Annotated in this window: 29 protein-coding genes and 1 pseudogene; 7 read left to right on the plus strand and 23 right to left on the minus strand. The window is 59.4% G+C overall.

Annotated elements, in window-relative coordinates; translation table 11 throughout:
* Positions 1-171: 171 nt before the first annotated feature.
* The 4 genes from ACIOYV_RS10030 (at position 172) to tsaA (ending at position 3,264) form a co-directional block, all read left to right on the plus strand.
* Positions 172-882, plus strand: coding sequence for an rRNA pseudouridine synthase (locus ACIOYV_RS10030; RefSeq protein WP_163908777.1), 711 nt, complete (start codon positions 172-174; stop codon positions 880-882).
* A 74-nt stretch (positions 883-956) separates the two neighbouring features.
* Positions 957-1,427 (plus strand): DUF1456 family protein, encoded by a 471-nt coding sequence (locus ACIOYV_RS10035; RefSeq protein ID WP_054047039.1) that lies wholly within the window; start codon positions 957-959, stop codon positions 1,425-1,427.
* Between the two features lie 182 nt (positions 1,428-1,609).
* Positions 1,610-2,380 (plus strand): SDR family oxidoreductase, encoded by a 771-nt coding sequence (locus ACIOYV_RS10040; RefSeq protein ID WP_401323348.1) that lies wholly within the window; start codon positions 1,610-1,612, stop codon positions 2,378-2,380.
* A 185-nt stretch (positions 2,381-2,565) separates the two neighbouring features.
* Positions 2,566-3,264: a tRNA (N6-threonylcarbamoyladenosine(37)-N6)-methyltransferase TrmO gene (gene tsaA / locus ACIOYV_RS10045; protein ID WP_401323351.1), complete on the plus strand. Its 699-nt coding sequence runs from the start codon at positions 2,566-2,568 to the stop codon at positions 3,262-3,264.
* Between the two features lie 123 nt (positions 3,265-3,387).
* Here tsaA and fpr read toward each other — a convergent pair whose 3' ends face one another.
* The gene (gene fpr / locus ACIOYV_RS10050; protein WP_003443014.1) at positions 3,388-4,167 is read right to left on the minus strand and encodes a ferredoxin-NADP reductase; all 780 of its coding nucleotides are present in this window, start codon (positions 4,165-4,167) and stop codon (positions 3,388-3,390) included.
* 136 nt (positions 4,168-4,303) lie between these two features.
* On the opposite strand from fpr, the gene ACIOYV_RS10055 reads away from it, so the two are divergent.
* Positions 4,304-5,230, plus strand: a complete 927-nt coding sequence (locus ACIOYV_RS10055) for a LysR family transcriptional regulator (protein ID WP_163908774.1) — start codon at positions 4,304-4,306, stop codon at positions 5,228-5,230.
* Here ACIOYV_RS10055 and ACIOYV_RS10060 read toward each other — a convergent pair.
* The 3 genes from ACIOYV_RS10060 to ACIOYV_RS10070 form a co-directional block, all read right to left on the minus strand.
* Positions 5,227-5,589: a diacylglycerol kinase gene (locus ACIOYV_RS10060; protein WP_401323354.1), complete on the minus strand. Its 363-nt coding sequence runs from the start codon at positions 5,587-5,589 to the stop codon at positions 5,227-5,229. The two genes, ACIOYV_RS10055 and ACIOYV_RS10060, sit on opposite strands and share 4 nt — an antisense overlap.
* Before the next feature lie 76 nt (positions 5,590-5,665).
* Positions 5,666-6,316, minus strand: a complete 651-nt coding sequence (gene erdR, locus ACIOYV_RS10065) for a response regulator transcription factor ErdR (RefSeq protein WP_054047047.1) — start codon at positions 6,314-6,316, stop codon at positions 5,666-5,668.
* A gap of 209 nt (positions 6,317-6,525) precedes the next feature.
* Positions 6,526-7,284, minus strand: a complete 759-nt coding sequence (locus tag ACIOYV_RS10070; RefSeq protein WP_163908773.1) for a tRNA-uridine aminocarboxypropyltransferase — start codon at positions 7,282-7,284, stop codon at positions 6,526-6,528.
* A gap of 190 nt (positions 7,285-7,474) precedes the next feature.
* On the opposite strand from ACIOYV_RS10070, the gene ACIOYV_RS10075 reads away from it, so the two are divergent.
* Positions 7,475-7,900, plus strand: a complete 426-nt coding sequence (locus ACIOYV_RS10075; protein WP_054047051.1) for a PA3611 family quorum-sensing-regulated virulence factor — start codon at positions 7,475-7,477, stop codon at positions 7,898-7,900.
* Here ACIOYV_RS10075 and ACIOYV_RS10080 read toward each other — a convergent pair whose 3' ends face one another.
* The gene (locus ACIOYV_RS10080) at positions 7,901-8,095 is read right to left on the minus strand and encodes a hypothetical protein (protein ID WP_054047053.1); all 195 of its coding nucleotides are present in this window, start codon (positions 8,093-8,095) and stop codon (positions 7,901-7,903) included.
* 468 nt (positions 8,096-8,563) lie between these two features.
* Between ACIOYV_RS10080 and ACIOYV_RS10085 the strand changes: the two genes are divergently transcribed.
* Entirely contained in the window at positions 8,564-9,682 is a 1,119-nt protein-coding gene (locus ACIOYV_RS10085; protein ID WP_054047055.1) for a TIGR00730 family Rossman fold protein, read from the plus strand.
* 51 nt (positions 9,683-9,733) lie between these two features.
* On the opposite strand, the gene recX is transcribed toward ACIOYV_RS10085, so the two are convergent.
* The 18 genes and pseudogenes from recX to ACIOYV_RS10175 form a co-directional block, all read right to left on the minus strand.
* Complete coding sequence (recX, locus tag ACIOYV_RS10090; protein ID WP_054047057.1) at positions 9,734-10,201, minus strand: recombination regulator RecX; 468 nt, start codon at positions 10,199-10,201, stop codon at positions 9,734-9,736.
* Between the two features lie 8 nt (positions 10,202-10,209).
* Positions 10,210-11,262: a recombinase RecA gene (gene recA / locus ACIOYV_RS10095; RefSeq protein WP_007907270.1), complete on the minus strand. Its 1,053-nt coding sequence runs from the start codon at positions 11,260-11,262 to the stop codon at positions 10,210-10,212.
* An 83-nt stretch (positions 11,263-11,345) separates the two neighbouring features.
* The gene (locus tag ACIOYV_RS10100; protein ID WP_054047059.1) at positions 11,346-11,846 is read right to left on the minus strand and encodes a CinA family protein; all 501 of its coding nucleotides are present in this window, start codon (positions 11,844-11,846) and stop codon (positions 11,346-11,348) included.
* An 80-nt stretch (positions 11,847-11,926) separates the two neighbouring features.
* Entirely contained in the window at positions 11,927-12,445 is a 519-nt protein-coding gene (locus tag ACIOYV_RS10105) for a lysis system i-spanin subunit Rz (protein ID WP_401323360.1), read from the minus strand.
* The gene (locus tag ACIOYV_RS10110; RefSeq protein WP_401323363.1) at positions 12,427-12,990 is read right to left on the minus strand and encodes a glycoside hydrolase family 19 protein; all 564 of its coding nucleotides are present in this window, start codon (positions 12,988-12,990) and stop codon (positions 12,427-12,429) included. Before ACIOYV_RS10110 ends, ACIOYV_RS10105 begins: the two co-directional genes overlap by 19 nt.
* Positions 12,991-12,993: 3 nt before the next feature.
* On the minus strand, positions 12,994-13,386 hold the full coding sequence (locus tag ACIOYV_RS10115; RefSeq protein WP_401323366.1) for a phage tail assembly chaperone: 393 nt from the start codon (positions 13,384-13,386) through the stop codon (positions 12,994-12,996).
* Between the two features lie 13 nt (positions 13,387-13,399).
* A complete protein-coding gene (locus ACIOYV_RS10120; protein WP_401323369.1) occupies positions 13,400-14,611 on the minus strand; it encodes a carbohydrate-binding protein CenC in 1,212 nt (403 codons plus the stop codon).
* Between the two features lie 32 nt (positions 14,612-14,643).
* The gene (locus tag ACIOYV_RS10125) at positions 14,644-15,204 is read right to left on the minus strand and encodes a tail fiber assembly protein (RefSeq protein ID WP_401323372.1); all 561 of its coding nucleotides are present in this window, start codon (positions 15,202-15,204) and stop codon (positions 14,644-14,646) included.
* A 7-nt stretch (positions 15,205-15,211) separates the two neighbouring features.
* Positions 15,212-16,306 carry a phage tail protein gene (locus ACIOYV_RS10130; RefSeq protein WP_401323374.1) on the minus strand — a complete coding sequence of 365 codons (1,095 nt, stop codon included), beginning with the start codon at positions 16,304-16,306 and terminating at the stop codon, positions 15,212-15,214.
* Between the two features lie 123 nt (positions 16,307-16,429).
* Positions 16,430-16,885 (minus strand): phage tail assembly chaperone, encoded by a 456-nt coding sequence (locus ACIOYV_RS10135; RefSeq protein WP_401323376.1) that lies wholly within the window; start codon positions 16,883-16,885, stop codon positions 16,430-16,432.
* Positions 16,886-17,295: 410 nt separating this feature from the next.
* Positions 17,296-17,514, minus strand: a pseudogene (locus tag ACIOYV_RS10140) (phage tail protein); the annotation flags it as partial.
* Positions 17,515-17,525: 11 nt separating this feature from the next.
* Positions 17,526-18,125 (minus strand): YmfQ family protein, encoded by a 600-nt coding sequence (locus tag ACIOYV_RS10145; protein ID WP_163908764.1) that lies wholly within the window; start codon positions 18,123-18,125, stop codon positions 17,526-17,528.
* Positions 18,113-19,156 carry a baseplate J/gp47 family protein gene (locus ACIOYV_RS10150; RefSeq protein WP_401323379.1) on the minus strand — a complete coding sequence of 348 codons (1,044 nt, stop codon included), beginning with the start codon at positions 19,154-19,156 and terminating at the stop codon, positions 18,113-18,115. The genes ACIOYV_RS10145 and ACIOYV_RS10150 overlap by 13 nt, the downstream gene beginning before the upstream one ends.
* Positions 19,146-19,544, minus strand: coding sequence for a phage GP46 family protein (locus ACIOYV_RS10155; RefSeq protein ID WP_102355692.1), 399 nt, complete (start codon positions 19,542-19,544; stop codon positions 19,146-19,148). The genes ACIOYV_RS10150 and ACIOYV_RS10155 overlap by 11 nt, the downstream gene beginning before the upstream one ends.
* Positions 19,544-20,053, minus strand: coding sequence for a phage baseplate assembly protein V (locus ACIOYV_RS10160; RefSeq protein WP_163908762.1), 510 nt, complete (start codon positions 20,051-20,053; stop codon positions 19,544-19,546). Before ACIOYV_RS10160 ends, ACIOYV_RS10155 begins: the two co-directional genes overlap by 1 nt.
* A 276-nt stretch (positions 20,054-20,329) precedes the next feature.
* Positions 20,330-21,373, minus strand: a complete 1,044-nt coding sequence (locus ACIOYV_RS10165) for a phage baseplate assembly protein (RefSeq protein WP_401323383.1) — start codon at positions 21,371-21,373, stop codon at positions 20,330-20,332.
* A gap of 3 nt (positions 21,374-21,376) precedes the next feature.
* Positions 21,377-22,615, minus strand: a complete 1,239-nt coding sequence (locus ACIOYV_RS10170; protein WP_401323386.1) for a DNA circularization protein — start codon at positions 22,613-22,615, stop codon at positions 21,377-21,379.
* Positions 22,602-24,407 (minus strand): phage tail protein, encoded by a 1,806-nt coding sequence (locus ACIOYV_RS10175; protein WP_401323388.1) that lies wholly within the window; start codon positions 24,405-24,407, stop codon positions 22,602-22,604. The genes ACIOYV_RS10170 and ACIOYV_RS10175 overlap by 14 nt, the downstream gene beginning before the upstream one ends.
* Positions 24,408-24,420: the final 13 nt, after the last annotated feature.

The raw sequence follows: 24,420 nt of genomic DNA on the forward strand, positions 1-24,420 counted from the left end.
GGAGCGGGCTTGCTCGCGAATGCGGTGTGTCATTCAAGAGATAAATTGACTGATCCACCGCATTCGCGAGCAAGCCCGCTCCCACATTAAAAGCATCTGCGGCAAATGGAGCCGGGATTAACCGGCGCCCAGCAGGTACAATGCCCACCCCTTTTTTGTTACGGCCCTGTCATGACTGACCCGATTCGTCTCTCCAAACGCCTCATCGAACTCGTCGGCTGTTCCCGTCGGGAGGCTGAGCTGTTCATCGAGGGCGGCTGGGTCACCGTGGACGGCGAAGTCATCGACGAGCCGCAGTTCAAGGTCGAGAACCAGAAAGTCGAGCTCGACCCGGAGGCCAAGGCCACTGCGCCGGAGCCGGTGACCATTCTGTTCAACGTCGCGGCAGGCATGGACGCGGAAACGGCCATGGCCAGCATCAGCGCCGAAACCCTGAGCGAAGAACACCGCTTCAGCAAACGTCCGCTCAAGGGCCACTTCCTGCGCCTGACCGCCAGCACCGACCTGCAGGCCAATGCCAGCGGTCTGCTGGTGTTCACCCAGGACTGGAAGATCTTGCGCAAGCTGACTGCCGACTCGGCGAAAATCGAACAAGAGTATGTAGTCGAGGTTGAAGGCGACATGGTGGCTCACGGCCTCAACCGCCTGAACCACGGCCTGACTTACAAGGGCAAGGAACTGCCGCCGGTCAAGGCCAGCTGGCAGAACGAAAACCGTCTGCGCTTTGCGATGAAGAACCCACAACCGGGCGTCATCGCCCTGTTTTGCCAGGCCGTGGGCCTGAAGGTCGTCGCTATCCGCCGCATTCGCATCGGCGGCGTGTCCATCGGCAAAGTGCCGTTGGGGCAATGGCGCTACCTGTCCGGCAAAGAGAAGTTCTAAGACTTTTCACGCCGCCTTACATTTCGGCGTCGCTGCTTATGCGGCGCCCACTGCCGATATCAGGATTGCACACCATGATTCATAACGACGTACTGCGCAGCGTGCGCTACATGCTCGACATCAGCGACAAGAAAGTCATCGAGATCATCAAGATCGGCGGCATGGACGTGTCCATGGAAGACCTGCTGACCTACCTCGACAAGAAAGAAGAAGACGAAGAAGGCTTCGTACGCTGCCCGGACGAAGTCATGGCGCACTTCCTCGATGGCCTGGTGATCTTCAAGCGTGGCAAGGACGAAAGCCGTCCGCCGCAGCCGATCGAAACGCCGGTGACCAACAACATCATCCTGAAGAAACTGCGCGTGGCCTTCGAACTGAAAGAAGACGACATGCACGCGATCCTCAAGGCCTCCGAGTTCCCGGTGTCCAAGCCTGAGCTGAGCGCGCTGTTCCGCAAGTTCGGCCACACCAACTACCGCACCTGTGGCGACCAGTTGCTGCGCAACTTCCTCAAAGGCCTGACCCTGCGCGTTCGTCCGCAGTAATCGGTGGCCCCCCTCTTGTAGGAGCGAGGCTTGCCCGCGAAGGCGATCTCAAAAACGCCATCGCGAGCAAGCTTTGCTCCTACAGGGTAGCGACATAGCCCTTCATTCCTCGCAAAAATAGTGGCTCCGCTTCTCGCGGCTGACGACTAGGGTGTATTGACCCTCAGCTCTCAGGATTCGCCATGCACCCGTACTTTTCCCTGCAAGGCCGCACCGCTCTGGTGACCGGCGGCACCCGTGGTATCGGCAAAATGATCGCCAAGGCTTATGTCGAGGCCGGCGCAACCGTGTACGTCTGCGCCCGGGATGCCGAGGCCTGCCTGCAAACCGCCGAGGAATTGAGTGCGTTCGGCCTCTGCCACGGTATCGCGGCGAATCTGGCCACCGAAGAAGGCGTGCTGCAACTGGCGACACGCTTGAGCGAGCAGGTCGATCAGCTGGACATTCTGGTCAACAACGCCGGCACCACCTGGGGCGCGCCGCTGGAAAGCTACCCTATCAAGGGTTGGGAAAAGGTCATGCAACTCAACGTGACCTCGGTGTTCAACTGCATCCAGCAGTTTTTGCCGCTGTTGCGCAAAGCAGGTTCTGAAGCCAATCCGGCGCGGATCATCAACATCGGCTCAGTGGCCGGGATTTCGTCTTTTGGTGAGCAGGCTTATGCCTACGGGCCGAGTAAAGCAGCCCTGCATCAACTGTCGCGGATTCTCGCGCGGGAACTGGTGAGCCAGCACATCAACGTCAACGTGATCGCCCCCGGACGCTTCCCGAGCAAGATGACCCAGCATATCGGCAATGATGAGCAGGCGCTGGCGGAGGATACGGCGCTGATTCCGATGAAGCGCTGGGGCCGGGAGGAAGAGATGGCGGCGCTGGCGATCAGTCTGGCGAGTACGGCGGGGGCGTATATGACCGGGAATATTATTCCGCTGGATGGTGGGTTTAGTCTCTGAGATTGGCGGTGCGGCCTTCGCGGGCAAGCCACGCTCCCACAGGTTTTAAGTCGAACACAAAAGTTGTGTTCGCTCGATAACCCTGTGGGAGCGGGCTTGCTCGCGAAGGGGCCCTACCTGTCACCGCCGATTCCAAGGTCGATCGGGTTATCATGCCTGCCTCTCCCCCGCCTCGACCCCAAACCATGACCTACAGCGTTTCCCCCATCGGCTTCGTGCGCTCCTGCTTCAAGGAGAAATTCGCCATCCCGCGCCAACCGCAATTGGCCCCGGCCGCTCGCGGTGTGCTGGAACTGGTGGCGCCGTTCGATCAGGGCGATGCGGTGCAAGGGCTGGAACAGGTCAGCCACGTCTGGTTGCTGTTCCTGTTTCATCAGGCCCTGGAAGAAAAACCACGCCTCAAAGTCCGCCCGCCTCGCCTGGGCGGCAACAAATCCATGGGCGTGTTCGCCACCCGCGCGACGCACCGGCCCAATGGCATCGGCCAATCCGTGGTGAAGCTGGACAAGGTCGAAGCCAATCGCCTGTTCATCTCTGGCCTCGACCTGCTGGATGGCACGCCGATTCTCGACATCAAACCTTACGTGCCTTACGCCGACATCATCGAGAGCGCCTCCAACAGCATCGCCAGCGCCGCGCCGCAGTTGATTCCCGTGCGGTGGGCGGAGGCAGCGCTGCAACAGGCTCACGAGCACGCTCAGCGCCTTGGCGAGCCTTTGGTGGCGCTGATCGATCAATGCCTGGCACAAGACCCACGCCCGGCGTACCAGGTTCCTACACCGGAGCGCGAATATGGCGCGCAGTTCTGGGATCTGGATGTGCGCTGGCATTACCCCGAGCCCGGGGTTATCCGCGTTCTCGAAGTCATCCCCGCAAAAACCTGAACACCAGAAACCACTGTGGGAGCGAGCTTGCTCGCGATGGCGGTGTGTCAGTCAACATCGATGTCGACTGACACTCCCCTATCGCGAGCAAGCTCGCTCCCACAGGTAGAACAGAGCGTTTGCTTACTTCTCGACGAATGCACGCTCGATCAGGTAGTCACCCGGCTCGCGCATCCGCGGCGAAACTTTCAGGCCGAAGCTGTTCAACACTTCGCTGGTTTCGTCGAGCATGCTCGGGCTGCCGCACAGCATGGCGCGGTCGTCCTGCGGGTTGATCGGTGGCAGGCCGATGTCGCTGAACAGCTTGCCGCTGCGCATCAGGTCGGTCAGGCGACCTTCGTTCTCGAACGGCTCGCGGGTCACGGTCGGGTAGTAGATCAACTTGTCACGCAGGGCCTCGCCGAAGAACTCGTTCTGCGGCAGGTGCTCGGTGATGAATTCGCGGTAAGCGACTTCGTTGACGTAGCGTACGCCGTGGCACAGGATCACTTTTTCGAAACGCTCGTAGGTTTCCGGGTCCTGGATGACGCTCATGAACGGCGCCAGACCGGTACCGGTGCTGAGCAGGTACAAATGTTTGCCAGGCTTCAAGTCATCCAGCACCAGGGTGCCGGTAGGCTTCTTGCTGATGATGATCTCGTCGCCTTCCTTCAGATGCTGCAACTGGGAAGTCAGCGGGCCATCAGGCACCTTGATGCTGAAGAACTCGAGATGCTCTTCCCAATTAGGGCTGGCAATCGAGTAAGCACGCATAAGCGGGCGGCCGTTGGGCTGTTGCAGGCCGATCATCACGAACTGACCGTTCTCGAAGCGCAGGCCCGGATCGCGGGTGCACTTGAAGCTGAACAGAGTGTCGTTCCAGTGATGAACACTGAGGACACGCTCGTGGTTCATGTTGCTCATGTACGTGGGACTCCTGGAGATTGGGTCTGCGCTGCTCTGCTAGAGAACCAGCCGTGCGCAATTGCATCGCATTCTAATGGCAGCCACAATATCTGTTAACTGGATTATTAAGATAAGGGTTATCGGTTATATAGATATGCGATTTACTCTACGTCAACTTCAAGTCTTCGTCGCCGTTGCTCAGCAGGAAAGCGTATCCCGTGCTGCGGGTCTGCTCAACCTCTCGCAATCGGCGGCCAGCACCTCGATCACCGAGCTAGAGCGTCAGTCCAGCTGCCAGCTGTTCGACCGCGCCGGCAAACGGCTGAGCCTCAACGCCCTCGGCAAACAGCTATTGCCCCAGGCGGTGGCGTTGCTCGACCAGTCCAAGGAAATCGAAGACCTGCTCAACGGCAAGTCCGGTTTCGGTTCGCTGGCGGTCGGGGCGACCCTGACCATCGGTAATTACCTCGCGACGCTGCTGATCGGCAGCTTCATGCAGCGTCACCCGGAAAGCCAGGTCAAGCTGCATGTGCAGAACACGGCCAACATCGTGCAACAAGTCGCCCACTATGAAATTGATCTGGGTCTAATCGAAGGCGACTGCAGCCACCCGGACATCGAAGTGCAGAGCTGGGTAGAGGATGAACTGGTGGTGTTCTGCGCGCCCCAGCATCCGCTGGCCAAACGCGGCATCGCGAGCATGGAAGAGCTGAGCCATGAGGCGTGGATCCTGCGTGAACAAGGCTCTGGCACACGGCTGACCTTTGACCAGGCCATGCGTCACCATCGCAGCGCGCTGAACATTCGCCTGGAGCTTGAACACACTGAAGCGATCAAACGCGCAGTGGAATCAGGCTTGGGGATTGGCTGCATTTCGCGGCTGGCGCTACGCGATGCGTTCCGGCGCGGCAGTCTGGTGGCGGTGGAGACGCCGGATCTGGACCTGGCGCGGCAGTTCTATTTCATCTGGCACAAACAGAAATTTCAGACGCCAGCGATGCGCGAATTCCTCGATCTGTGCCGCGCCTTCACCGCTGGGGTTCAGCGCAGCGACGAGATCGTGCTGCCGACTATCGCTTAAAGCAGGATCACCGCCCACACCAGCGCAATCATGGTCAACGCCACGAATTGCGCAGCGCTACCCATGTCCTTGGCATTCTTGGACAGCGGATGCAACTCAAGGGAAATGCGGTCGATGGCCGCTTCTACCGCCGAATTGAGCAATTCGACGATCAACGCCAACAGGCAGACTGCGATCAGCAGCGCTTGCTCGACACGGCTGACGCTCAGGAAGAACGAAATCGGAATCAAGATAACGTTGAGCAACACCAGTTGCCGAAAAGCCGCCTCACCGGTGAAGGCTGCGCGCAGGCCATCCAGCGAGTAGCCGGAGGCGTTGAGGATGCGTTTTAGGCCGGTCTGGCCTTTAAAAGGTGACATAGAGTAGGCAACTGAACCAAAAAGGAGTGGGAAAGCTAGAGTAAAGAAAGTCAAAAAAGCGTGAATCTGCCGCGCTTTAGTGGCTCGAAATTGACTCAAGTTGTTGCAAGAGCAACGCGGCCTGGGTTCGGGTCCGCACATTCAGCTTGCGGAAAATCGCCGTCACATGGGCCTTGATCGTCGCTTCGGACACGCTCAGCTCATAGGCAATCTGCTTGTTCAGCAACCCCTCGCACACCATAGTCAGCACCCGGAACTGCTGGGGCGTCAAGCTCGCAAGCCCCTCACTGGCAGCCTTGGCTTCGGCGGAAACACTGACTGCTTCAAACGCCTGGGGTGGCCAGAACACATCGCCATCGAGCACCGCACGTACGGCTTTCTGAATGACGCTCAAGTCGCTCGACTTGGGAATGAAACCGCTGGCGCCGAATTCCCGGGACTTGACCATGATCGAAGCCTCTTCCTGGGCCGAGATCATGACCACCGGAATCTGCGGGTACTGACCACGCAACAGCACCAGCCCGGAAAAACCGTAGGCCCCCGGCATGTTCAGGTCCAGCAGCACCAGGTCCCAGTCGGACTTCTCGTCGAGGCGGGTTTCCAGTTCGGCAATACTCGCCACTTCCACCAGACGCACATCCGGGCCCAGGCCCAGGGTCAACGCTTGGTGCAGCGCACTACGAAAAAGAGGGTGGTCATCGGCAATCAGGATTTCGTATGTGGCCATTTTTCAAATGATCCTGTTTTTCAAACAACTCAAGGTGCAGCCACGGAGCTGCACCAACAGGGCGCGTTCAACGCCAATTACGTGGCAATCACGTAAAGAAGTCGGCGTATCAAACTTTGGCCGCGCCCTAATCGGCGCCAAGCATGCCCAGCGAAGTCGGGGTGGTCAAGGTGCGTGGCCGCTACAGTTCTTTGCAGTATGGGCGACAATCAGCCGATAGCCGGCGCCGTGTTCTGCACAAAAGGCATCAGCTCGGCGTGGGCCGGCGTTTCGACATTCATATCCAACTGGTGCTTGGCGTCCAGGTAATGCTGGCTGAACACATCGAAGTAGGCGTCAAGTGCCGATGCCGCGTCGGTATCGCCCGCCAGATCCAGGCACAAAGCGGCCACTTCGGCGGTGCACAAGTGCTCGCTGCGGGTCGAACGACGCAAGCGATAACGCGAGAGTTTCTCCGGGAGCAGGCTGAGGATTGGCAACCGGTCAAAATAAGGGCTTTTGCGGAAAATCTTCCGGGCTTCGGTCCAGGTGGCGTCCAGCAGAATGAACAGTGGGCGCTTGGCGCTATCGGCGGCGACGCTGTTGGTCACCCGTTCGGGCTCGACGTACTCGCCCGGAAACACCAGATACGGTTGCCATTGCGGGTCGGCCAACAGATCCAGCAGTTGCTGATCAACTTCAGTACGCGACCAAATGAACGCATGGTTATCGCGGACCACATCGGCGATCAGCCAGCCGGTGTTACTGGGCTTGAACACTTCCTTGTTGGTCATGATCAGGCACACGCCGGAGCGCGTCTCGACCTGCGGGCGCCAGGCGCACAGGCAATGGCTCTCGATCACCCGGCAGGCACGGCAACGCGGCGCCCGCCAGCCACGAGCCTGAATCGGCTTGATGCCTTCCTCTTCGCGCTGATCGCGCAAGCGGGCCACGGCGTTTATCGCAAAGTGAGCAGGCAGGGTGTTCATCGCAGGCAACGCCGACAGGCAAGGAAAATCGACACAAAAAACACTCGAAAGGGCAGAAAGTGCCGGCAGTTTATCAGAGCGGCCGGCGCAAGCCTGTACCGTCCGGGCCCGCTCCCCTATAATTCGCCGCCACTGAACGCACAGTCATGTGACGGGTCGAAATCACCAGTCACTGAACCAGGAGAGTTTCATGCTGCGCCTTATCGTTCCCACCGCTGCCATTTTGCTGGCGTCGTCCTTCAGCGCTCAGGCTGCTTCCTTGAGTGAGCAGAACCTCAACAGAGAGCTGCGAAACGTCGCCGTACAAAGCAGCGTCGGCACGCCTCGGGCGATCAACGAGGACATTCTCGATCAGGGCTACACCGTTGAAGGCAATACGCTGATCAACCACCTGAGCGTACAAAGCAGCCACGCCGACAAGATGCGCGCCGATCCGAAAGCCGTGTATTTCCAGTTGGGTGCCTCGGTCTGCAACAACCCATCGTTCCGCAAACTGATGGCCAAGGGCGCCGTCATGCGTTACGACTTCACTGAAGTGAAGACCAACCGCTCCGTCGGCTCCGCCAGCTATCAGGAATCGGATTGCCCGAAAGCCACCCCGGCCAAGAAGAAGTAATCATCGGGAATTGGCGCGCCGCTGTTCATCCTCGGCGCGCAATTCTGCCAGCAAGGCCTGCAAATAACGCGAACGGCGCTCGCCACCGCCCAGACGCCGGCAGCACTCCTCTTCAAGACTCAAATGATTGGTCTCTGCTGACGACTTCAATAATCGATACAGTTGCGCATCGATCTCCAGAATCAATCTGGCCATGATTTCCCGCCTCCCTGCACACCCTAATCCCTGAATAGCTTGAACGTTGCGTACTGCCTTTGACGCAAAGTTGTCGTGTCACGCCTGTAACTTAGTAAATCAGAGCCACGGCCACCGGGCTTGCGTTCTGACGAGCGGTGAAACCACCTTGCAAATCGTCAATAAGCGGTTGCCAGGAAAGACTTTGCGGCGCAATGATCAAGTCAGCGCAAATCACCGTGAAGGTCTAGATTCAGAGTAGTCATGTTCACTTTTCAGGGTGGGAAAGGGGCCGCCCGTTACGCGTCCTGTTGTGCGAATGTTTCTTTCATCCAAGGGAAAAACAGAGCCTGTATGGATGACCCGATCGCAACTCGGGTCAGGTGGATCGCCCAGGCAAGGGCTTGGGCAGACAGCGACACAAGGGGTGTCGCGGCACTGACGACTGTTTTGTCGGGGCCAAGGGTTCTGTGCATAAGGAGAAGTTGAATGCCTTACCAACCGAATGACCTCCTCAGCCGTCATTTCGAAGAAAGCGGCCACGACCTCACCAGCAAGGTCGAAGAGCAACTCAACCTGGTTTCACCCAACAGCCCTAACATTCCGATTTACCGCGACATGATCCTGACCGTGCTGCGCATGGCCCAGGAAGATCACAACCGCTGGAATGCCAAGATTACCCTGCAAGCCTTGCGCGAACTGGAGCATGCGTTTCGTGTGCTGGAGCAGTTCAAGGGCCGACGCAAAGTCACGGTTTTCGGCTCGGCTCGCACGCCGATCGAACATCCGCTGTATGGCATGGCCCGGGAACTCGGTGCCGCGTTGGCGCGTTCGGACCTGATGGTCATCACCGGTGCCGGTGGCGGCATCATGGCGGCCGCCCACGAAGGCGCCGGCCTGGAACACAGCCTAGGGTTCAATATCACCCTGCCCTTTGAGCAGCATGCCAACCCTACTGTCCAGGGCACCACCAACCTGCTGTCCTTCCACTTCTTCTTTACCCGCAAGCTGTTCTTCGTCAAGGAAGCCGATGCGCTGGTCTTGTGCCCGGGCGGTTTCGGTACGCTGGACGAAGCGCTGGAAGTGCTGACCCTGATCCAGACCGGCAAAAGCCCACTGGTGCCGGTGGTGTTGCTGGATACGCCGGGGGGTACGTTCTGGCAAGGCGCGCTGGACTTCATCCACCATCAATTGGAGGAAAACCGCTACATCCTGCCCACTGACATGAAGCTGGTAAGCCTGGTCTACAGCGCCGAAGAGGCCGTGGCGCAGATCAACCAGTTCTACAACAACTTCCATTCCAGCCGCTGGCTCAAGCATCAGTTCGTGATTCGCATGAATCACCCACTCAGCGACGGAGCGCTCGAACACATGCAAACGGCTTTCGCCGATCTGTGCCTGAGCGACCACTTCCATCAGCATGTGTATAACGGCGAGGAGCACGATGAGCCGCAGTTCAGCCATCTGGCGCGACTCGCCTTCACCTTCAATGCCCGTGATCACGGGCGCCTGCGAGAGTTGGTGGACTACATCAATCTGCCGGAAAACTGGGCGCAGCCCAAACCCCAGGCGCAGCAGCGCACACGGGAACCGTCCAAGGTGACGTAAATAACAGGCAAAAAAAAACGGCCCGCTATCGAAATAGCGGGCCGTTTTTATTTAATCGTCCATCCCTCGACCGCTGAACAAGCGGTTGATCATCTCCATGGAAAACCCCCGGTAAGCCAAGAAACGCCCTTGTTTGGCACGTTCGCGCATGTCTATCGGTAAATGCCCGGCAAACTTGCGTCGCCAGGTGTCTTCCAGTTGTTCGTGCCAGTTGATACCGCTCTCGCGCAAGGCGAGCTCGATATCGTTACGTTGCAGGCCGCGCTGACTCAGTTCTTCGCGAATACGCAAAGGCCCGTAGCCGGAGCGGGCACGGTAGGAAACGAAGCTTTCGAGGTAACGGGATTCGGACAGCAGGCCCTCTTCCGTCAACCGGTCGAGTGCTGTGTCGATCATTTCAGGGAGGGCGCCGCGCTGACGCAGTTTACGCGTCAGCTCGACTCGACCGTGCTCGCGTCGTGCGAGCAGGTCCATTGCGGTTCGCCGCACCGCGACGAGTGTATCGAGTACGGCGGTCATCGAATCAATCAGATATCAGCGTCAGCCAGGTCATCAGCAGTCTCTTTGACTGGCGATGCTTTGACGTCCGGCGCTGGGGTCAGCAGCTTGTCGCGCAGCTGCTTCTCAAGCTTCGCGGCGATTTCCGGATTGTCCGCCAGGAACTTGGCCGAGTTGGCCTTGCCCTGACCGATCTTGGTGCCTTCATAGGCATACCAGGCACCGGACTTCTCGACGAAACCGTGCAGCACACCCAGGTCGATCATCTCGCCGTTGAGGTAGATGCCTTTGCCGTAAAGAATCTGGAACTCGGCCTGACGGAACGGCGAAGCCACCTTGTTCTTCACAACCTTGACGCGGGTTTCGCTACCGACAACCTCGTCACCTTCTTTCACCGCGCCAGTACGGCGGATATCCAGACGAACCGACGCGTAGAACTTCAGCGCGTTACCACCGGTGGTGGTTTCCGGGCTGCCGAACATCACGCCGATTTTCATACGGATCTGGTTGATGAAGATAACCAGGCAGTTGGCGTTCTTGATGTTACCGGTGATTTTACGCAGCGCCTGGGACATCAGACGGGCTTGCAGGCCCACGTGCATGTCACCCATTTCGCCTTCGATCTCGGCCTTTGGAACCAGGGCAGCTACGGAGTCGACGATGATCACGTCAACCGCGTTGGAACGCACCAGCATGTCGGTGATTTCCAGGGCCTGCTCGCCAGTGTCCGGTTGGGAAACCAGCAGATCGTCGACGTTGACGCCGAGTTTGCCGGCGTACTCAGGGTCGAGGGCGTGTTCGGCGTCGACGAATGCGCAGGTCGCGCCGGCTTTTTGGGCCTGGGCGATCACGGACAGTGTCAGCGTGGTTTTACCGGAGGATTCAGGACCGTAGATTTCAACGATACGACCTTTTGGCAGACCGCCAATGCCGAGCGCGATGTCCAGACCCAGAGAGCCAGTGGAGATAGCCGGGATCGCCTGACGGTCCTGATCGCCCATACGCATTACGGCACCCTTGCCGAATTGACGTTCGATCTGACCCAGGGCCGCAGCCAAGGCTTTCTTCTTGTTGTCGTCCATTAAAGTCCTCACGTAATCAATAAGGCCTGACGGCCAACACCTGTATAAGTAGCCAGTATTATTCCACAGCGATTCAGGATCGCCTACCCCTGATTTGAGATTTCTCCAGCGGCATGGCGCAGCAGCCCCTCTAGCGCGGCCTTCACCGTTTGTCGGCGGACCTCATCGCGGTTGCCGGGGAAGTGCTGGACCTCGCTGAACAGCTGCTCGCCGACGCCCCAGGCCAGCCAGACCGTGCCTACCGGCTTGCTCGGGGAACCGCCATCCGGCCCCGCGACGCCGCTGACCGCCACGGCAAACCGCGCATGACTTTTGTCCTGCGCGCCACGCACCATGGCTTCGACCACCTCGCGACTGACCGCCCCCACCGACTCGAACAAGCCCTCGGGCACATTCAGTTGCAGGGTTTTCTGGCGGTTGGAGTACGTCACATAGCCGGCCTCGAACCATGCCGAACTCCCGGGAATACGGGTGATCGCCTCGGCAATCCCGCCGCCGGTGCAAGACTCGGCGGTGGTGACATGGGCATTGAGAACCTGCAGGCGTCTGCCAAGTTCAGCGGCCAGCTGGGTGATTTCTTTCACGGGCGCTCTCCTGATCGTGCGGAATGGAACCACCGTACACGAGCCAATCGCGCTGGCAAGACACAGGTTCGATCAAAATGTTAGCGGGCCAAAGCGCGGATATAAGCCTGACAGGCCTGCAAGGCAATCAATCCGCTGTCGCCGGCGTCGGTGATGGCGATAATTCGTTGAGCATGCGCCGGGTCAAGTCGGGCTCGCGAGGCGCCATGATCCACGCCGCCGGTGCCGGAGGCGGCTGGCATTGCACAGGTGGCGGCAACGTCATTGGCATCGAGGAGGACTGACAGGCGCACATCAGCAGTGGCAAGACGATCGCGCAGGCGACCTTGATCACGTTGGGCATCGCTTAGCGCTCGATAATGGGATTGTTCACTGGCTGATAGCCGTTGTTCCAGGGCTTGGCGCTTGTCCTGCTCGGCCTGCTGTTGCGTTGCGGCAGCCTGGGTCAGCTGATTCAGCGTCTCAGCCTGCAACTTGGCCTGTTCCGCGAATTGCCGACCGTAACGCCAGTCCTGAATCTGCCAGGCCAGCACCGCTGACAAACCCGCTAACACAACAATGCCAATCAGCCGCCACGACATTAAACCGAAGGCTGGCATAACACCGCCCTCGCCCGCGCCCAGAGTTGCAGGCGATCCTCGAGTCCGTTCAGGCCACCGTTGATCCGCCGGGTGATGCTGTTGAACTGGTCGCGATCAGCTAGCTCATTCAGGCCGTTCTGCTCCCAGAACCACGCGGCGGACTCGGCGGCCCATTGCGGTTGTTCCAGCAGTTCAGGCAGCGACAGCAAACGTTCATCGCCAAACAGGCCGAGGCTGCACTGGCGGTAGTTGTTGTGCCCGGTGATCTGGATCAGGCCCCGGCCACGGTACTTCTGGCCGTCGCCATCGGCTTCTGGCGTGTTGCCCAAACGCAACGCCAGGGTGCCAGTGTCGTATTTGCTCAGGTATTGGTTGTTGCCCAGTTCACGCACGTACTGCAACTGCCCCGATTCATGGCCGACTTGCGCGAGGAACGCGGCGATGCGTTTCGGTGTGTTGATGTTGCGGTGGGTCATGGCGGTGTTGAGGGCGGAAATGAAAACGCCCGCTTGGGAGCGGGCGTTGGGCAATATTTGTTGTAGCTGCGCTGAAGTGAGAGGCATGGGTCATGTTCCATTGGCCGATGTTTTTAACCAGACCGGCGCCAGAGGTTTGCTGAAGTCGTTTGGAAAGTTGGCCATCGAGGGCCAGTCGCGCAGATCCTGCCGGTAATCCAGCAGCTCATGATATTCATCGCTGCTCAAGGTCATCGGCGTTCCGGCTGCTTGCTCATCGCGATCACGGTCGACCAGCCATTGGCTGGCGGCCAACTCTTGATCCCGCCAATTTCGAGCAACTTTCGCAGCCTGCGGTGCGCCCTCCTGCATGGCAGGTAGCGGCACGCCACCGTTCGCCAGCCATTGCTGGTATTCATCCCAGAAACGGTGATGAAGAGGAACGGTCGCGCCATCAGGCAGACGGATGACCGTGTCCGGGTCTTTAGTCAGTTGATAGCTCATAAGAAAAACCTCCTTAAAGTTCGGCGTCGGCGGTGGCGTGGATGTAGTAAGTCTGAGTAATCAGACCGGTATCGGAGTTATCCACCCAGACGCCGCGAGTCGAAGCACCGAGTGTTCGAGCATTCCCCGACGACACTTCATCACTTCCCGAACGCCATTGCCCTGCGCTTCCTTTCGGCGTGGTGGCGTACAAACTGAAACTTGGAATAGCTCTCTTCTCGACCTTGAAAGTCCACTGAGCCAAGGGCTGCGAGGCGAACCCCGTTTGCCCCTGTTTCACTGTGGATAACAGTGCACCGTAAGGACCTGCCATGTTTCCCGGAGGCAGATCCTGACTGTAGGTTTTTTCAAAGTAACGCTGGCACATCATCAACTCGTCGCCAGGACTACGCAGTTCGAACGGCGTTGACACTCGCCCCTCTTCCAACTGGATCTGCGCCAGGTCGATGACTTGCAAAACACTCAACTGCAGGTCAAAGGACAACCGCAGAAAGTCATTGCCACTACTTCCCAGAGTCTTACCCGCCAAGGACGGTATTTGAATCGTGGCACTGTATCGGGACCACGTCGTCTTGAGCTGGAAGCTGCCCACCGTCGTCACCGTATCTGCACTACCGCCCACGCCGAAATACTGTGCGATCGTCACATTGAGCTGACGCGCCGTGTCGGCCTTTGCCCAGAACGTCAACGTCGCGGTCTTTCCCGCCAGAGTCCTGACCGACTCAATGGCCTGGGAAATTTTATGCACGCTGGCGCCAACCCCCGCGGTGATTTGCTGCCAACGCATGAAGTAACGGGGTTCATTGGGGACATCGGTCTGACCCAATGCAAAGTTCTGCCGGGAAATATTCACCCCGGCATTCCCGTTCCAGTCACAACGAAAACGATCAGCAATATAGGCCCCGCTGTAAGGCCCCAGGTTGGCTGTCCCGCGCTGCCAGATATCGAAGTTGCCGTTAATCACCAAGTTCTTGCGATACACCTGCACGGGGAAATTCTGTTGCGGATCGAGTTTCGCCAACTCTTTGATAGCCAGGCTCAACTGATCATTTTGATTTTCGGAAGGCGTAAGACCGGCAGCAGCGATGGCATTGACGATTTCCTTGGTGACGGCGTTACCCCACGAGGCAGGAATCAGAGAACCGGGGGTTCCGGCGACCGGGTTTTCATCGACAAATTGGCCGTTGACCAGCCCCGCGCTGGTGACACTTCTTGGGTAGTCCATTTTAGCTTCTCTGTTTATTGGGCTTCATGCCGTCACTGGGTCGAACCTGGAACTTGCGGCCAGTCGATCGCTGTCGGGAAGTTGCTTTGCTGTTCAAGACGATTCAACTCAACGCTGTAGAGCTTCCACTCCATCAGAGCCAACTGCTCGATATGGGTCGTGTCGCCGATATCTTCGGCGTATTGAAGCGGGGCGATGCGCAGGACCGCCTCACGCAATAGCGCATCGCGTTTGGTCAGTACCTGACTCCTGAGATCCGCCAACCGAGCCTGGTCATCCAGTTCCCAGGTGTTATTGCGCCAGACATAAAACGCTCCCGGCCATGGGACAGAGGTCAAGGCGTCCGGCAGTTCTCCCAGTTCACTCCAGATTTGCTGCGCCCCACCCTCTTTGCGATACACCACGCCGCGCCGGTCAATCACTTCGCGCGGAACGTTATTGATCAGCGCCCAGGTACGGCCCTGTTCCAGTGGAGGTAATTCAAATGAAAGTTCCACCGCATTACTGGGCAGTTGAATACCGATGCCCGGCGTCACGAAAAACTCCACGGGCCCGGACAAGGCACCCGCGTTATCAATCAGATAATTAAACATGGACACCTCAGATAAGTTTGATGCGGCCGGGATAGGCGATGTTGCGTGGGCGGGATTTGTAGACGTAGAGCAAGGTGCTGGCAGGATCCATTTGATAGTTGGTTCCCGCCGGGTAGATGGGGCCGCCATTGGTGAGCGAGCTGACATATTGGGATTCCTCACCGTTGGCGGCACCGATGGTCGTCAGGCTGTCAGTCCATCGCGACCCCACCGCGCCACCGCCATTCGCCCCCATGGCGTAGGCATGTGAAGTGCCTGGCTGGAAGGCCCCCATTACACGTCCCGCATCCACGCCACGCCCTTCGTCCAAAACCCGCAGAAACTCCCCGCGATTTTCAGGCCCACGAAACGTCAACGCCCCGTCGCCGCTGGTCCATTTGCCTTCGTTGCCCACCCGTGCGGCCTCGGTGCCAAGCATTCCCGACTGCTGCGCGTGATCCCACAACCATGGCCATTGCGCACGATTCATCACCGTGCCATTGAGCGCGCCATAGCCACCCGGGCTCAGCAGCGTGGTCGTCTCGAAAAACGGTCGCCCCAACGGCGTGTTGTCAAACCGCCCCACCGGCCACCAACTGCCGGCGCCATCGCTGCGCAGCTGCCACCAGTCGCCGCCGCCCATCAGCACCAGGAATGTGTAACCGGTCGCCGACAGATGAGTGTGAAACCGGATTCGATCAGTGCCAGCAGCCTGAATAACCAGGCGGTTGCCGCTGTTGTCCACGCGTCGAACAATCACGTCGCGAACGCCCATGGCAACGTTGGCCGGCGGCAGCGTGATAGTGGCCGCGCCGGGGCTGGCGTCAATCAACACCAGACCGAGTTCTTCTGGCGCGAGCAACTTCGATGCAGCCAGCCGAGTGACCACCGAACGCATCGGGCTGGTCACGCCGATGATCGCCTGGATGGCCTTGAGCAACTGACCGTTGTCCGCTTCCGATGGCGCGATTCCTGCGCCAGCAACCACACTCAAAATCTCTTGCGTAACCGAGTTACCCCAGACCGCCGGAATCAACGATCCCGGCGTACCAGCCACCGGGTTTTCATCAACAAACCGGCCGTTCACCAGTCCGACACTGGGGATGCTTTTTGGATAATCCATCGTTTTATTCCCTTTAAAAAAAAGTCCTGCATGGCCACTGGCGCCAGGGCACTGCAGGTCATGTTTGAATAAAAACAAAAACGCCCACGGGTAAGTGGGCGTCTGATAGCGCGGGGGGTTTGGCTAGGTTTTTTTCCTGGTCCGAGTCTTTTTCACCTCGACACTGCCAGCGTCCGACAAGGTGGGCCGATCAGTGGCGTTGGGGAATTTTTTGCAATCGGGCCAGCCACGCAAATTGCAGCGGTACGCTTGCAACTGTGCGTATTGCTCGGCGCTGAGCGTCGTCTTTCCCAGTATTTCCAGTTCGTCACGATGCCGAGCGACCGCCGCATCGGTTGCAGCCAGTTGCCCGTCACGCCATTGACGTTCGGCATCTGCGCTGACTTCAAGCGTCGGGGGGTTTGCCTCTTTCAGGATAGGAAAACCATTGGAGCGGCAAACAATGATTTGATTACGCCGACAACCTTCAATCAACTCATCGCGATAGGACGGCGAGACTTCAACGGCGTCCTTGGGCATCACCGAATTGATACGCGAATCGAAAAAACCTTCCGTCGAAGGACTCCAGTAAATTTTCATAGGAGGACCTATTTACCTATTGCAATAAATTGAGCACCCAGAGAAGGGCTGGAACCCCGGGAGGCGATGGATGACATGCTCCGCGGAGAGGCCGCCAGATAACCGATAGAACCGGAATTTGCGGTGTATCCGTTACAGACGATCACGCAGGAAAAGTTTGAATTGAAGCTGACCGGCAATGTGGTAATCACATCGGTCGTCGCACTATTGATCCAGCCCCATTGAATGATGAAACTGCCCAACCAGGACGGAAATGCGATATAGCCGACCCCGGTGCCAAAAGAAGAACTGAAACCCAGCTTCAACTTTTTCGACGTCACAGCGGCGGTGTCGTCAACGCTGTTGATCACCTGATCCTGACTCGCCACTTTCATCACGCCGGCAGTGGCTTCCGTTCCCTGCCCCGGCAACTTGTCCGTGATGTTTTTGGCAATCGCCTGTTGAAGCTGATTATGCGTGTCCTGATCGGGTACTAGCGCGGCCGACTTGATCACATTGACGATCTCGTCGGTCACCCCATTGCCCCACGCCGCCGGAATCAACGAACCTGGTGTGCCGGTTAATGCGTTTTCATCGACAAACTTGCCGTTGACCAATCCGGCGCTGGGCACTTTCGTTGGAAAATCCATCGCTCTACTCCCTAGTCATAATTGATGTGCACCTTGGTATGCGCCGGGGCGCTGCGGTGGATCAGGCATTCCAGGGCCGAGCCTGGATTGACGCCGAAGCGCTCGCCCCAATAGCTCGCGCCGAAACGCCGGCCCAGCAGCAATCGTCCGCCGGTGTTAAGGGTCCACATGAATTGCGCCTCCCAGGTGCCCCAGTGCGCCGCACCAAAACGCGAGCGGCCCATGCGCGGGGCTTCGAGTTCGGTGATGGTGGCGTTCGGGTAGCCCTGGCTTTTGGCGATCTCAAGGTAGTAACCGACCGCCTGGCTGCCGACCGCAAGCAAGCGCCGGCGCACCGCGAGACGACGGTCATCGAACAACGGCGTGGCGCCCAGGCACGGGTCGGGCAGGTTCATCACCCGCTCCCAATCGGGTACCAGTTCGCTGACGCCGGCCGGGTCCATTTCGTTGAGCAGGTCAGCGGCGCGGGCGTCGAGTCGAGCCAGTTCCTGGGCGATGCCGTCGAGCACCTCTTCCAGTTCCGGAACCCGCTCGGGATCCCACGCCGGGCCGCTGGGCAGCAGGCTGCGCAGTTGCGCGTGGTATTGCGCGGCGGTTCTTAGCCCCCCCATATGCAACCTCCGAAGATCAGCAATTGATTGAAGTCAGCATCGACATTGGCGATGGGCGCGGTCAGTGTGTGGTCGCTTTCGCCTGTAGCGCTGCTGATCGCTTCGCGGATATGACTGATCAATAAGGTGTCGCCCAGGCCGGCCTCGCGGTTATGTAAGTCACGCAGTTGCGCTTCGACAGCGGCTCGCACGGCGGTTGTGTCAGGGGTCAGGGTCAGTCTGTAGGTGACCGGCACCTGCACCGGCGGCAACACATGCAACTCGGCGGTGACCGGGCGCAACGGTTCGATATAGGCCTGGACTTCAGCCAGTTGCGCGGCATTCGGCACGGGTTGCGGATCGTCGTCGCGCATGATGTACAGGTTGACGATGCCGAGTTTCGCGAGGGTGCTGCGACACCACGCCCGGGTCACGCCGGGGCATTCCAGCGCCCAGGTTTCGTAGTCTTGCGCCGAGCCGCCATGCGGAATGATCCGATAGGAACTGATCACCCGCGAGCGCAGGGATTCCAGGCTTTCCCGGGCCACTCCGCCGATCAGGCCCGGCGCCAACACCGTGAAGCTGTTACCGACAATCCCGAGGATCGGCTGCACCGGAATCAGCGTCATGCCGGCGTCGGCATTGCCCAGGCTGCCGGCGTCGAGCGCGGCGATGCTGGTGGTGTTGAGACGGTTGCTGGTGGTGCGCGACGCGGTCACTTTGTAGGTGCGGCCGTCGCTCGATTGCAGCAAGGTGTCGGCATCCAGCACGGCACCGGCGCTGGCGGTAAAACTGACGCTGCCGCTGGCGGCTTGCGCGGCTTTGCGTGGCTGGTTCAGGCGCAGAGCGGCAATCCGTTCCAGGGTCGATTCGCCGGCCTTGTCCGGGAGGATCTGCTCGGCGATCCAGTCGAGGTAGCCATACAAACCATAAGCGGCGCCACCGAGGGTACGCGCCAACACTTGCGCATCGGACTGGCGCAGCGAATCGCTGGCCAGGTCGCTTTGGGTGCGCTTGATCAGCACCGGCAGCGAAGGGGTTTCAAACGGCATAGATCACCTGCCAACTGTTATCAGGGTTGATGTCCAGGCGCTCGCCATCGGCCAGGGTCAGGACCGTGCGCAGGTTCAGGCGCTGGGCGTCGAGGCGTTCGCTGATGATGTCGATGGCGCTGCAGTGGCCGTCGTCGATCAGCCATTGGAGGGCTTCGCGGGCATAGAACTCGGCGTCCATCTGTGTTTGCCGGGTCAGCTTGACCCGGCGCAGCAGCCACAGCCGCGAACCGATGCGGTCGTCGGCGACAGTGGGAAACGTGTCGCCCCACCAGCCGAAACGTTCCTCGTCATCGAGGGCATCGTCATCGGCCGCGCGGCGCCAGGTGAACAGGCTGATCAGCACCGCGCGGGTGAGTGCGGCGTGGAGGTTCTGGCTGATGAACATTACTGACCTCCCGCCGGAACGCCGGTCTGGCCGTTGCCCGCCTGAACGCCGACGTGCACGTGTTTGATCTGGCTGATGCCGCCGGCGATTTGATCGCCCGTGGAGACTATTTTTCCGGTCTGGTTAATGACGGGCGTATCGATGTTCACGGCGGTGCTGGCGCGGATGTTCAGGGTCGCGGTCTGGATGTCGATAATCCGCCCGCGCTTGAAGTGGATCTTGTCGCCTTCGTCGGTGTAGATCGCCACTTCGCCGGCGGCCAGGGACTGGAGGCGATAGCGGCGGTCGGCGACCACCAGGACGATGGCGTGGGAACGGTCACCGCCCAGAAACGTGGCAATGCCCTCGGCGCCGGCCAGCGGATTACTGGTGAAACCGTAGGGCTCGAAGTGTTCCATGTCGTCATTCACTTCGCCGGCGGTAAGGCGCATTTGCAGCGATTGCAGCTTGGATGCCGAGTTGGCGAGCACGACAGTGCCGCGCGCCAGGAGGCGGGTCAGTAGGCTCATTGGGTTTCCTTTAAATCACGAGCGACGCAGGCCCCTGTGGGAGCGAGCCTGCTCGCGAATGCGGTGGGTCAGACGACATCGTTGGTGAATGTCAGTCCGCATTCGCGAGCAGGCTCGCTCCCACATTTGGACGGCGTTGTTCACGGCATTGGTGTGCACAGGAAATTCCCTGTGGGAGCGGGCTTGCTCGCGAAGGCGGTGGGTCAGGTGACATCGTTGGTGAATGTGAAGCCGTCTTCGCGAGCAAGCCCGCTCCCACAGATTTCGGTGTCGGGCTCAGGTTTTCTTGGGCGGTGCCGGGTTGGCGTCGAAGGTGTATGGCGGGGCTACTTGCAGGGTGGTGGTCGAGCCTTGTGCCGACAGCGAGTACGTCACTTTGGATATCAGCATGTCGCCATCCACTTCCAGCACCGGATCCTTGACCCTGACCAGTGTGTTGTGGCGCCACAAATCGCCGTTGGCCTGGCGCCAGCCTTGCACTTGGTAAGTGGTGGCCGAGGCCTTGCCAACGCGGGTGGTGGCTTCCCAGTTGGCGCGTTGCAGCGCCAGTTCCGGGGTGATCTGCATGCCTTCGTTGATCACCGTGACCCGTTTGCGCTTGAAGCCCAGGTCGGTGGATACCGCCTCGACCTCGCTGGCCGCCGCCCCGCTCTTCTGATCATTGCCCTTCTGCTGGCCGATCACTCGATACTCAGAAAACACCTGGCTGAAATCCATCGGCGCACTGGCCGACAGAATATTCTTGCCCAGTTCCAGCACATCGCTCGCACGTCCGCCGCTGCCCGGGCGGGCCAGGATTACCCGGCCCTGGGCATCATCGGTCGAAAACACCCGGAACAGCGTCAGCAACCGGTCGATGGACTGGAATACCGTTTCCCCCGGCACGATGGTGTGACTGCCGAGCCGGGCGGTTTCCGGAATTTCACTGATCACAGAAACGCCATAGGACGACGCCAGCGCCTCGACGATGCTCAACAACGATTGCTGATGCCATTGGTTGGGACGGTTGGTCGCCGCGCAGTCCACCAGGTCCTGGGTTTTTGAACTGCCTTCGATACTCAGCCCGATTTGCCGCCCGTCATAACTGATCGGCGCCTTGAACACGTACCCGGTGAGTACCAGATCGGTGCCGATGCGCACCTCGCACGGCGCCCCCGGCTGAATCCGTCGCACCGTGGTCTGCCCCGGCCATTGCCAGGTGACGTCGAGCTTGAAGGTGCGGAATTGACGCTCCAGGTCCGCAGTGATTTGCACGCTTTTCCAGCCGCCATACTCCAGGCCGTCAACGGTCAGGGTGACTTTGTTATCCAGTTCGCTCATGGCTTACTCCCCGGAGAGTTTCAGGTCATTCGGCGGAGAGAAAACGGGATGAACAATGCCGTTACGCTGGATCACTTCCTCCACCCGAGTGGCATCCCCCAATTGCTTATAGGCGATGACGAGGGCCGGAAAACTCTCCTGGAACGACTTGCTGACCAGCCTGACACCCGACGACGCAACGGCCGTCAGGTGCGCATTGAGCTTATGCCGCAGGTCCGTCATTGCCTGATAGTGAGCCGGATCAGCCTTGTTCGACGCTTGCTGGATCGCCTCATCCAGCGCCGCGCGCAACGCCAGCACATCATCGGCCACCGGCACAGCCTGGCGCTGGACCGGTTGCTCGGCCTGTTGTTCGAGGGAGGGCGTGGAACCCAACTTGACCACTTTCGACGCCACCGGCATCGAGGCAACCCATTGGGCCGCCTGCACCAGCAACGTGTCCTGCACCAGATTGGCCAGGGCCTGGGCCGCAGCGGTGGTGTCCTTACCGGTAGTGATCTTCGGTGCGTCAGCCTTGCGGATGGCTTCGACCTGTTGGGAGACGTTGGCAATCACGCCACGGTAACCGTCACGGGCGAAGTCCTTGAGTTCCTTGATGTCGCCGACCAAGCCCTTGAATTCGGCTACCACCTCCTTAGGCAATTCCTTGACCGCTTTGACCAACTCGCTGATCTGCTTGTATTGATCGATCAGCGGTTGCAGCTGAGTCTGAATCACCCCGTAGATGTCCTTGATGCTGTTGCGCAGGTCGGCGATGCCGATTCGCGCAGCCTTGATCAAGGTCATCGCGTCTTCGAAACGCGCCACCGCCGAACCTAAAAAACTGTCCGCCGATACCAGCAACACTTTCTGTGTACTGACCGTCGCCGTCGGAAACGGCAGTGGTTCATCGGGATAAAACTTCAGCGTAAACGTCACCAACCCGCCGTCCTGGCGGGTGTGGGTCATGTCGCATTCGCCGACCTTGACCTGCAGGCGTCCCAGCCACGGATGCACCAGCTCACCACTGCCCTGCTCCAGCGCCTTGAGCAGTTTGTCGCGCTGCTCCATGCAATCGGGGCCAACGATGAATGCCGTCAGATCGTGGATCTTCGCCTGCTGGCCAAGGTTCTCGAAAAACGGCAGATCCCGTTGCGGGTACTCATGCAACTGACCCTTTTTGCCGACCGGGGTTTTCGCCTGATCGACCCAGAAACCGACACCGCGAAAGGACGCCGGCAATAAACGATCACGCCAGCTCATTGGAACCTCCAAGCGAAAGTGAGCGGTAGCCAATACGCGAATTGAGCGCCAGCCCCGGTTGATTGGTTTGCGGTTGATCGGTACGCAGACCGGCCGGCGCGTTGTCGAAGCGCACGGTCAGGCCACCTTCGAGTTGCGTGCGGTTGTTGGCGGCGGTTTGCTGGATCAGGGCACTGGAGTTTTGCGTCAGGGACCCCGCCGGCATCGACGGTTTTTGCGGCAGGCCGCCGGGCGTCAATTCTGTCGTAGACGACGGTTCGGTACTGGCGCCAAAGAACGCTGGCGCCAGCTCACCTTTGCCTTCGGCATTGGTTTTCTTCTGCGCCTCGGCCAAGCCTTCGACCTTGCCGGTGACGCTGGCAATCACCCCCGCGAAGCCACCTTCGAACAATTCCTTGATCGGCGCGATGACGTCCTGGAGCTTTTTCCACAAACCGCTGAACCACTCGGTGATCGGCTCCCAGTTTTTGATGATTTGCCCCAGCGGCGACCATTCGAACATCCCGTGCAGGAACTCCAGCGCCGGCGCGGCCAATGCTTGCACCACGCCCCACAGCGCCGAAAACACTTCGCCGATCGGTTGCCAATTGGCCGCAATCTGCGCCATCGGCGACCACTCGAACACGCTGCTGAAGAAATCCTTGACCACTTGCGCCGCGCTTTGCAAAGCGGCCCACAGCGGATCGAAGAACGCGCTGATGGCTCCCCAGTTGTTGATGATCATTCCCAGCGGCGAGTAATCGAACAACGTGCCGAAGAAATCCTTGATGGCCTGGGCCGCCGGTTGCAGCGCGGCCCAGATCGAACCGAAGAAACCGCTGATGGCCCCCCAGTTGTTGATGATCATGCCCAGCGGCGTCCAGTCGAACACACCTTTGAGGAAGTCGATCACCGGCACCGTCAGGGCCTTGAGCAATTCCCAGATCGCCGAAAACAGACCGGTCAACCCGGCCCAGTTGTCGATGATCATCCCGTAAGGCGTCCACGAAAAAGCTGCCTTCAGGAAACCCGTCACCGTGGCGGTCACCGCTTTGATGCCATCCCAGAGACCGGAGAAGAACCCGGTAATCGGCCCCCAATTGGCAATCAGCATGCCGAGCGGTGTCCAGTTGAAGACAGTACTCAACACCGCCATGGCCTTCGCGGCGACATTCTTGATGCCGTCCCAGAGGTTGACGAAGAACGCGGAAATCGGCGTCCAGTTGGCAATGATCAAACCGGCGGCCAGCGCTACGCCCATGGCAATCAGCATGATCGGATTGACCTTTAGCACCGAGCCCATCAGGTCAAACACCTGGGTCGCTCCGGTGACTGCGGTTTGCATCGCCGAGAACGCAATGGCGGCCGTCGCCAGCGTCTCGACCAGTTTCGGGTTGTCGGCGACGAAGCGCCCGACTCCCGTCAACAACGGCTCCAGACTCACCACCAGGGTGGCGACCGCCGGAGCCAACGCGGCGTCGATGGAGGTCGATACCTTGGCCATCGACTGGCTGAAAATATTCATGCTTTGCGCGGCACTTTCGGGCGCGTTCGGCAGATCGATAGCCTTGGCCGACTCACTGACCTCGGCCAATTTGCCCTTGAACGCGTCGGACGCCTTGATCCCGTCCACGAATGGCGTGATCACGCTACCGCCCTTGAACAGACCACTGATGTCCAGCTTGCCGAGGCCGGCCTGTTCGAGGTTTTTCTTGAAGCTGTCGACCTTCGAAACAAGGGCCGCCAGCTTGGGTGACAGTTCATCGATGCCGGTCAACAGCACCGATTTCTTTAGCGTTTCTGTGTCTGCCATCACTGCACCTGCT

It is taken from the genome of Pseudomonas sp. NPDC087342 (assembly GCF_044744265.1).
GTDB classification, from domain to species: Bacteria; Pseudomonadota; Gammaproteobacteria; order Pseudomonadales; family Pseudomonadaceae; genus Aquipseudomonas; species Aquipseudomonas nunensis.

Coding starts and splice junctions, on each gene's coding strand:
- ACIOYV_RS10120 (WP_401323369.1), bottom strand. CDS start 14,611: ATGGACTACCCAAGAAGTGTCACCAGCGCGGGGCTGGTCAACGGCCAA.
- ACIOYV_RS10160 (WP_163908762.1), bottom strand. CDS start 20,053: ATGAGCCTACTGACCCGCCTCCTGGCGCGCGGCACTGTCGTGCTCGCC.
- ACIOYV_RS10060 (WP_401323354.1), bottom strand. CDS start 5,589: ATGTCACCTTTTAAAGGCCAGACCGGCCTAAAACGCATCCTCAACGCC.
- ACIOYV_RS10030 (WP_163908777.1), top strand. CDS start 172: ATGACTGACCCGATTCGTCTCTCCAAACGCCTCATCGAACTCGTCGGC.
- ACIOYV_RS10070 (WP_163908773.1), bottom strand. CDS start 7,284: ATGAACACCCTGCCTGCTCACTTTGCGATAAACGCCGTGGCCCGCTTG.
- ACIOYV_RS10035 (WP_054047039.1), top strand. CDS start 957: ATGATTCATAACGACGTACTGCGCAGCGTGCGCTACATGCTCGACATC.
- recA (WP_007907270.1), bottom strand. CDS start 11,262: ATGGACGACAACAAGAAGAAAGCCTTGGCTGCGGCCCTGGGTCAGATC.
- ACIOYV_RS10115 (WP_401323366.1), bottom strand. CDS start 13,386: ATGAGCTATCAACTGACTAAAGACCCGGACACGGTCATCCGTCTGCCT.
- ACIOYV_RS10040 (WP_401323348.1), top strand. CDS start 1,610: ATGCACCCGTACTTTTCCCTGCAAGGCCGCACCGCTCTGGTGACCGGC.
- ACIOYV_RS10155 (WP_102355692.1), bottom strand. CDS start 19,544: ATGTTCATCAGCCAGAACCTCCACGCCGCACTCACCCGCGCGGTGCTG.
- ACIOYV_RS10105 (WP_401323360.1), bottom strand. CDS start 12,445: ATGCCAGCCTTCGGTTTAATGTCGTGGCGGCTGATTGGCATTGTTGTG.
- ACIOYV_RS10165 (WP_401323383.1), bottom strand. CDS start 21,373: ATGAGCGAACTGGATAACAAAGTCACCCTGACCGTTGACGGCCTGGAG.
- ACIOYV_RS10150 (WP_401323379.1), bottom strand. CDS start 19,156: ATGCCGTTTGAAACCCCTTCGCTGCCGGTGCTGATCAAGCGCACCCAA.
- ACIOYV_RS10080 (WP_054047053.1), bottom strand. CDS start 8,095: ATGGCCAGATTGATTCTGGAGATCGATGCGCAACTGTATCGATTATTG.
- ACIOYV_RS10110 (WP_401323363.1), bottom strand. CDS start 12,990: ATGCCTCTCACTTCAGCGCAGCTACAACAAATATTGCCCAACGCCCGC.
- ACIOYV_RS10145 (WP_163908764.1), bottom strand. CDS start 18,125: ATGGGGGGGCTAAGAACCGCCGCGCAATACCACGCGCAACTGCGCAGC.
- ACIOYV_RS10125 (WP_401323372.1), bottom strand. CDS start 15,204: ATGTTTAATTATCTGATTGATAACGCGGGTGCCTTGTCCGGGCCCGTG.
- ACIOYV_RS10130 (WP_401323374.1), bottom strand. CDS start 16,306: ATGGATTATCCAAAAAGCATCCCCAGTGTCGGACTGGTGAACGGCCGG.
- ACIOYV_RS10135 (WP_401323376.1), bottom strand. CDS start 16,885: ATGAAAATTTACTGGAGTCCTTCGACGGAAGGTTTTTTCGATTCGCGT.
- fpr (WP_003443014.1), bottom strand. CDS start 4,167: ATGAGCAACATGAACCACGAGCGTGTCCTCAGTGTTCATCACTGGAAC.
- ACIOYV_RS10075 (WP_054047051.1), top strand. CDS start 7,475: ATGCTGCGCCTTATCGTTCCCACCGCTGCCATTTTGCTGGCGTCGTCC.
- ACIOYV_RS10085 (WP_054047055.1), top strand. CDS start 8,564: ATGCCTTACCAACCGAATGACCTCCTCAGCCGTCATTTCGAAGAAAGC.
- recX (WP_054047057.1), bottom strand. CDS start 10,201: ATGACCGCCGTACTCGATACACTCGTCGCGGTGCGGCGAACCGCAATG.
- ACIOYV_RS10055 (WP_163908774.1), top strand. CDS start 4,304: ATGCGATTTACTCTACGTCAACTTCAAGTCTTCGTCGCCGTTGCTCAG.
- erdR (WP_054047047.1), bottom strand. CDS start 6,316: ATGGCCACATACGAAATCCTGATTGCCGATGACCACCCTCTTTTTCGT.
- ACIOYV_RS10175 (WP_401323388.1), bottom strand. CDS start 24,407: ATGGCAGACACAGAAACGCTAAAGAAATCGGTGCTGTTGACCGGCATC.
- ACIOYV_RS10170 (WP_401323386.1), bottom strand. CDS start 22,615: ATGAGCTGGCGTGATCGTTTATTGCCGGCGTCCTTTCGCGGTGTCGGT.
- tsaA (WP_401323351.1), top strand. CDS start 2,566: ATGACCTACAGCGTTTCCCCCATCGGCTTCGTGCGCTCCTGCTTCAAG.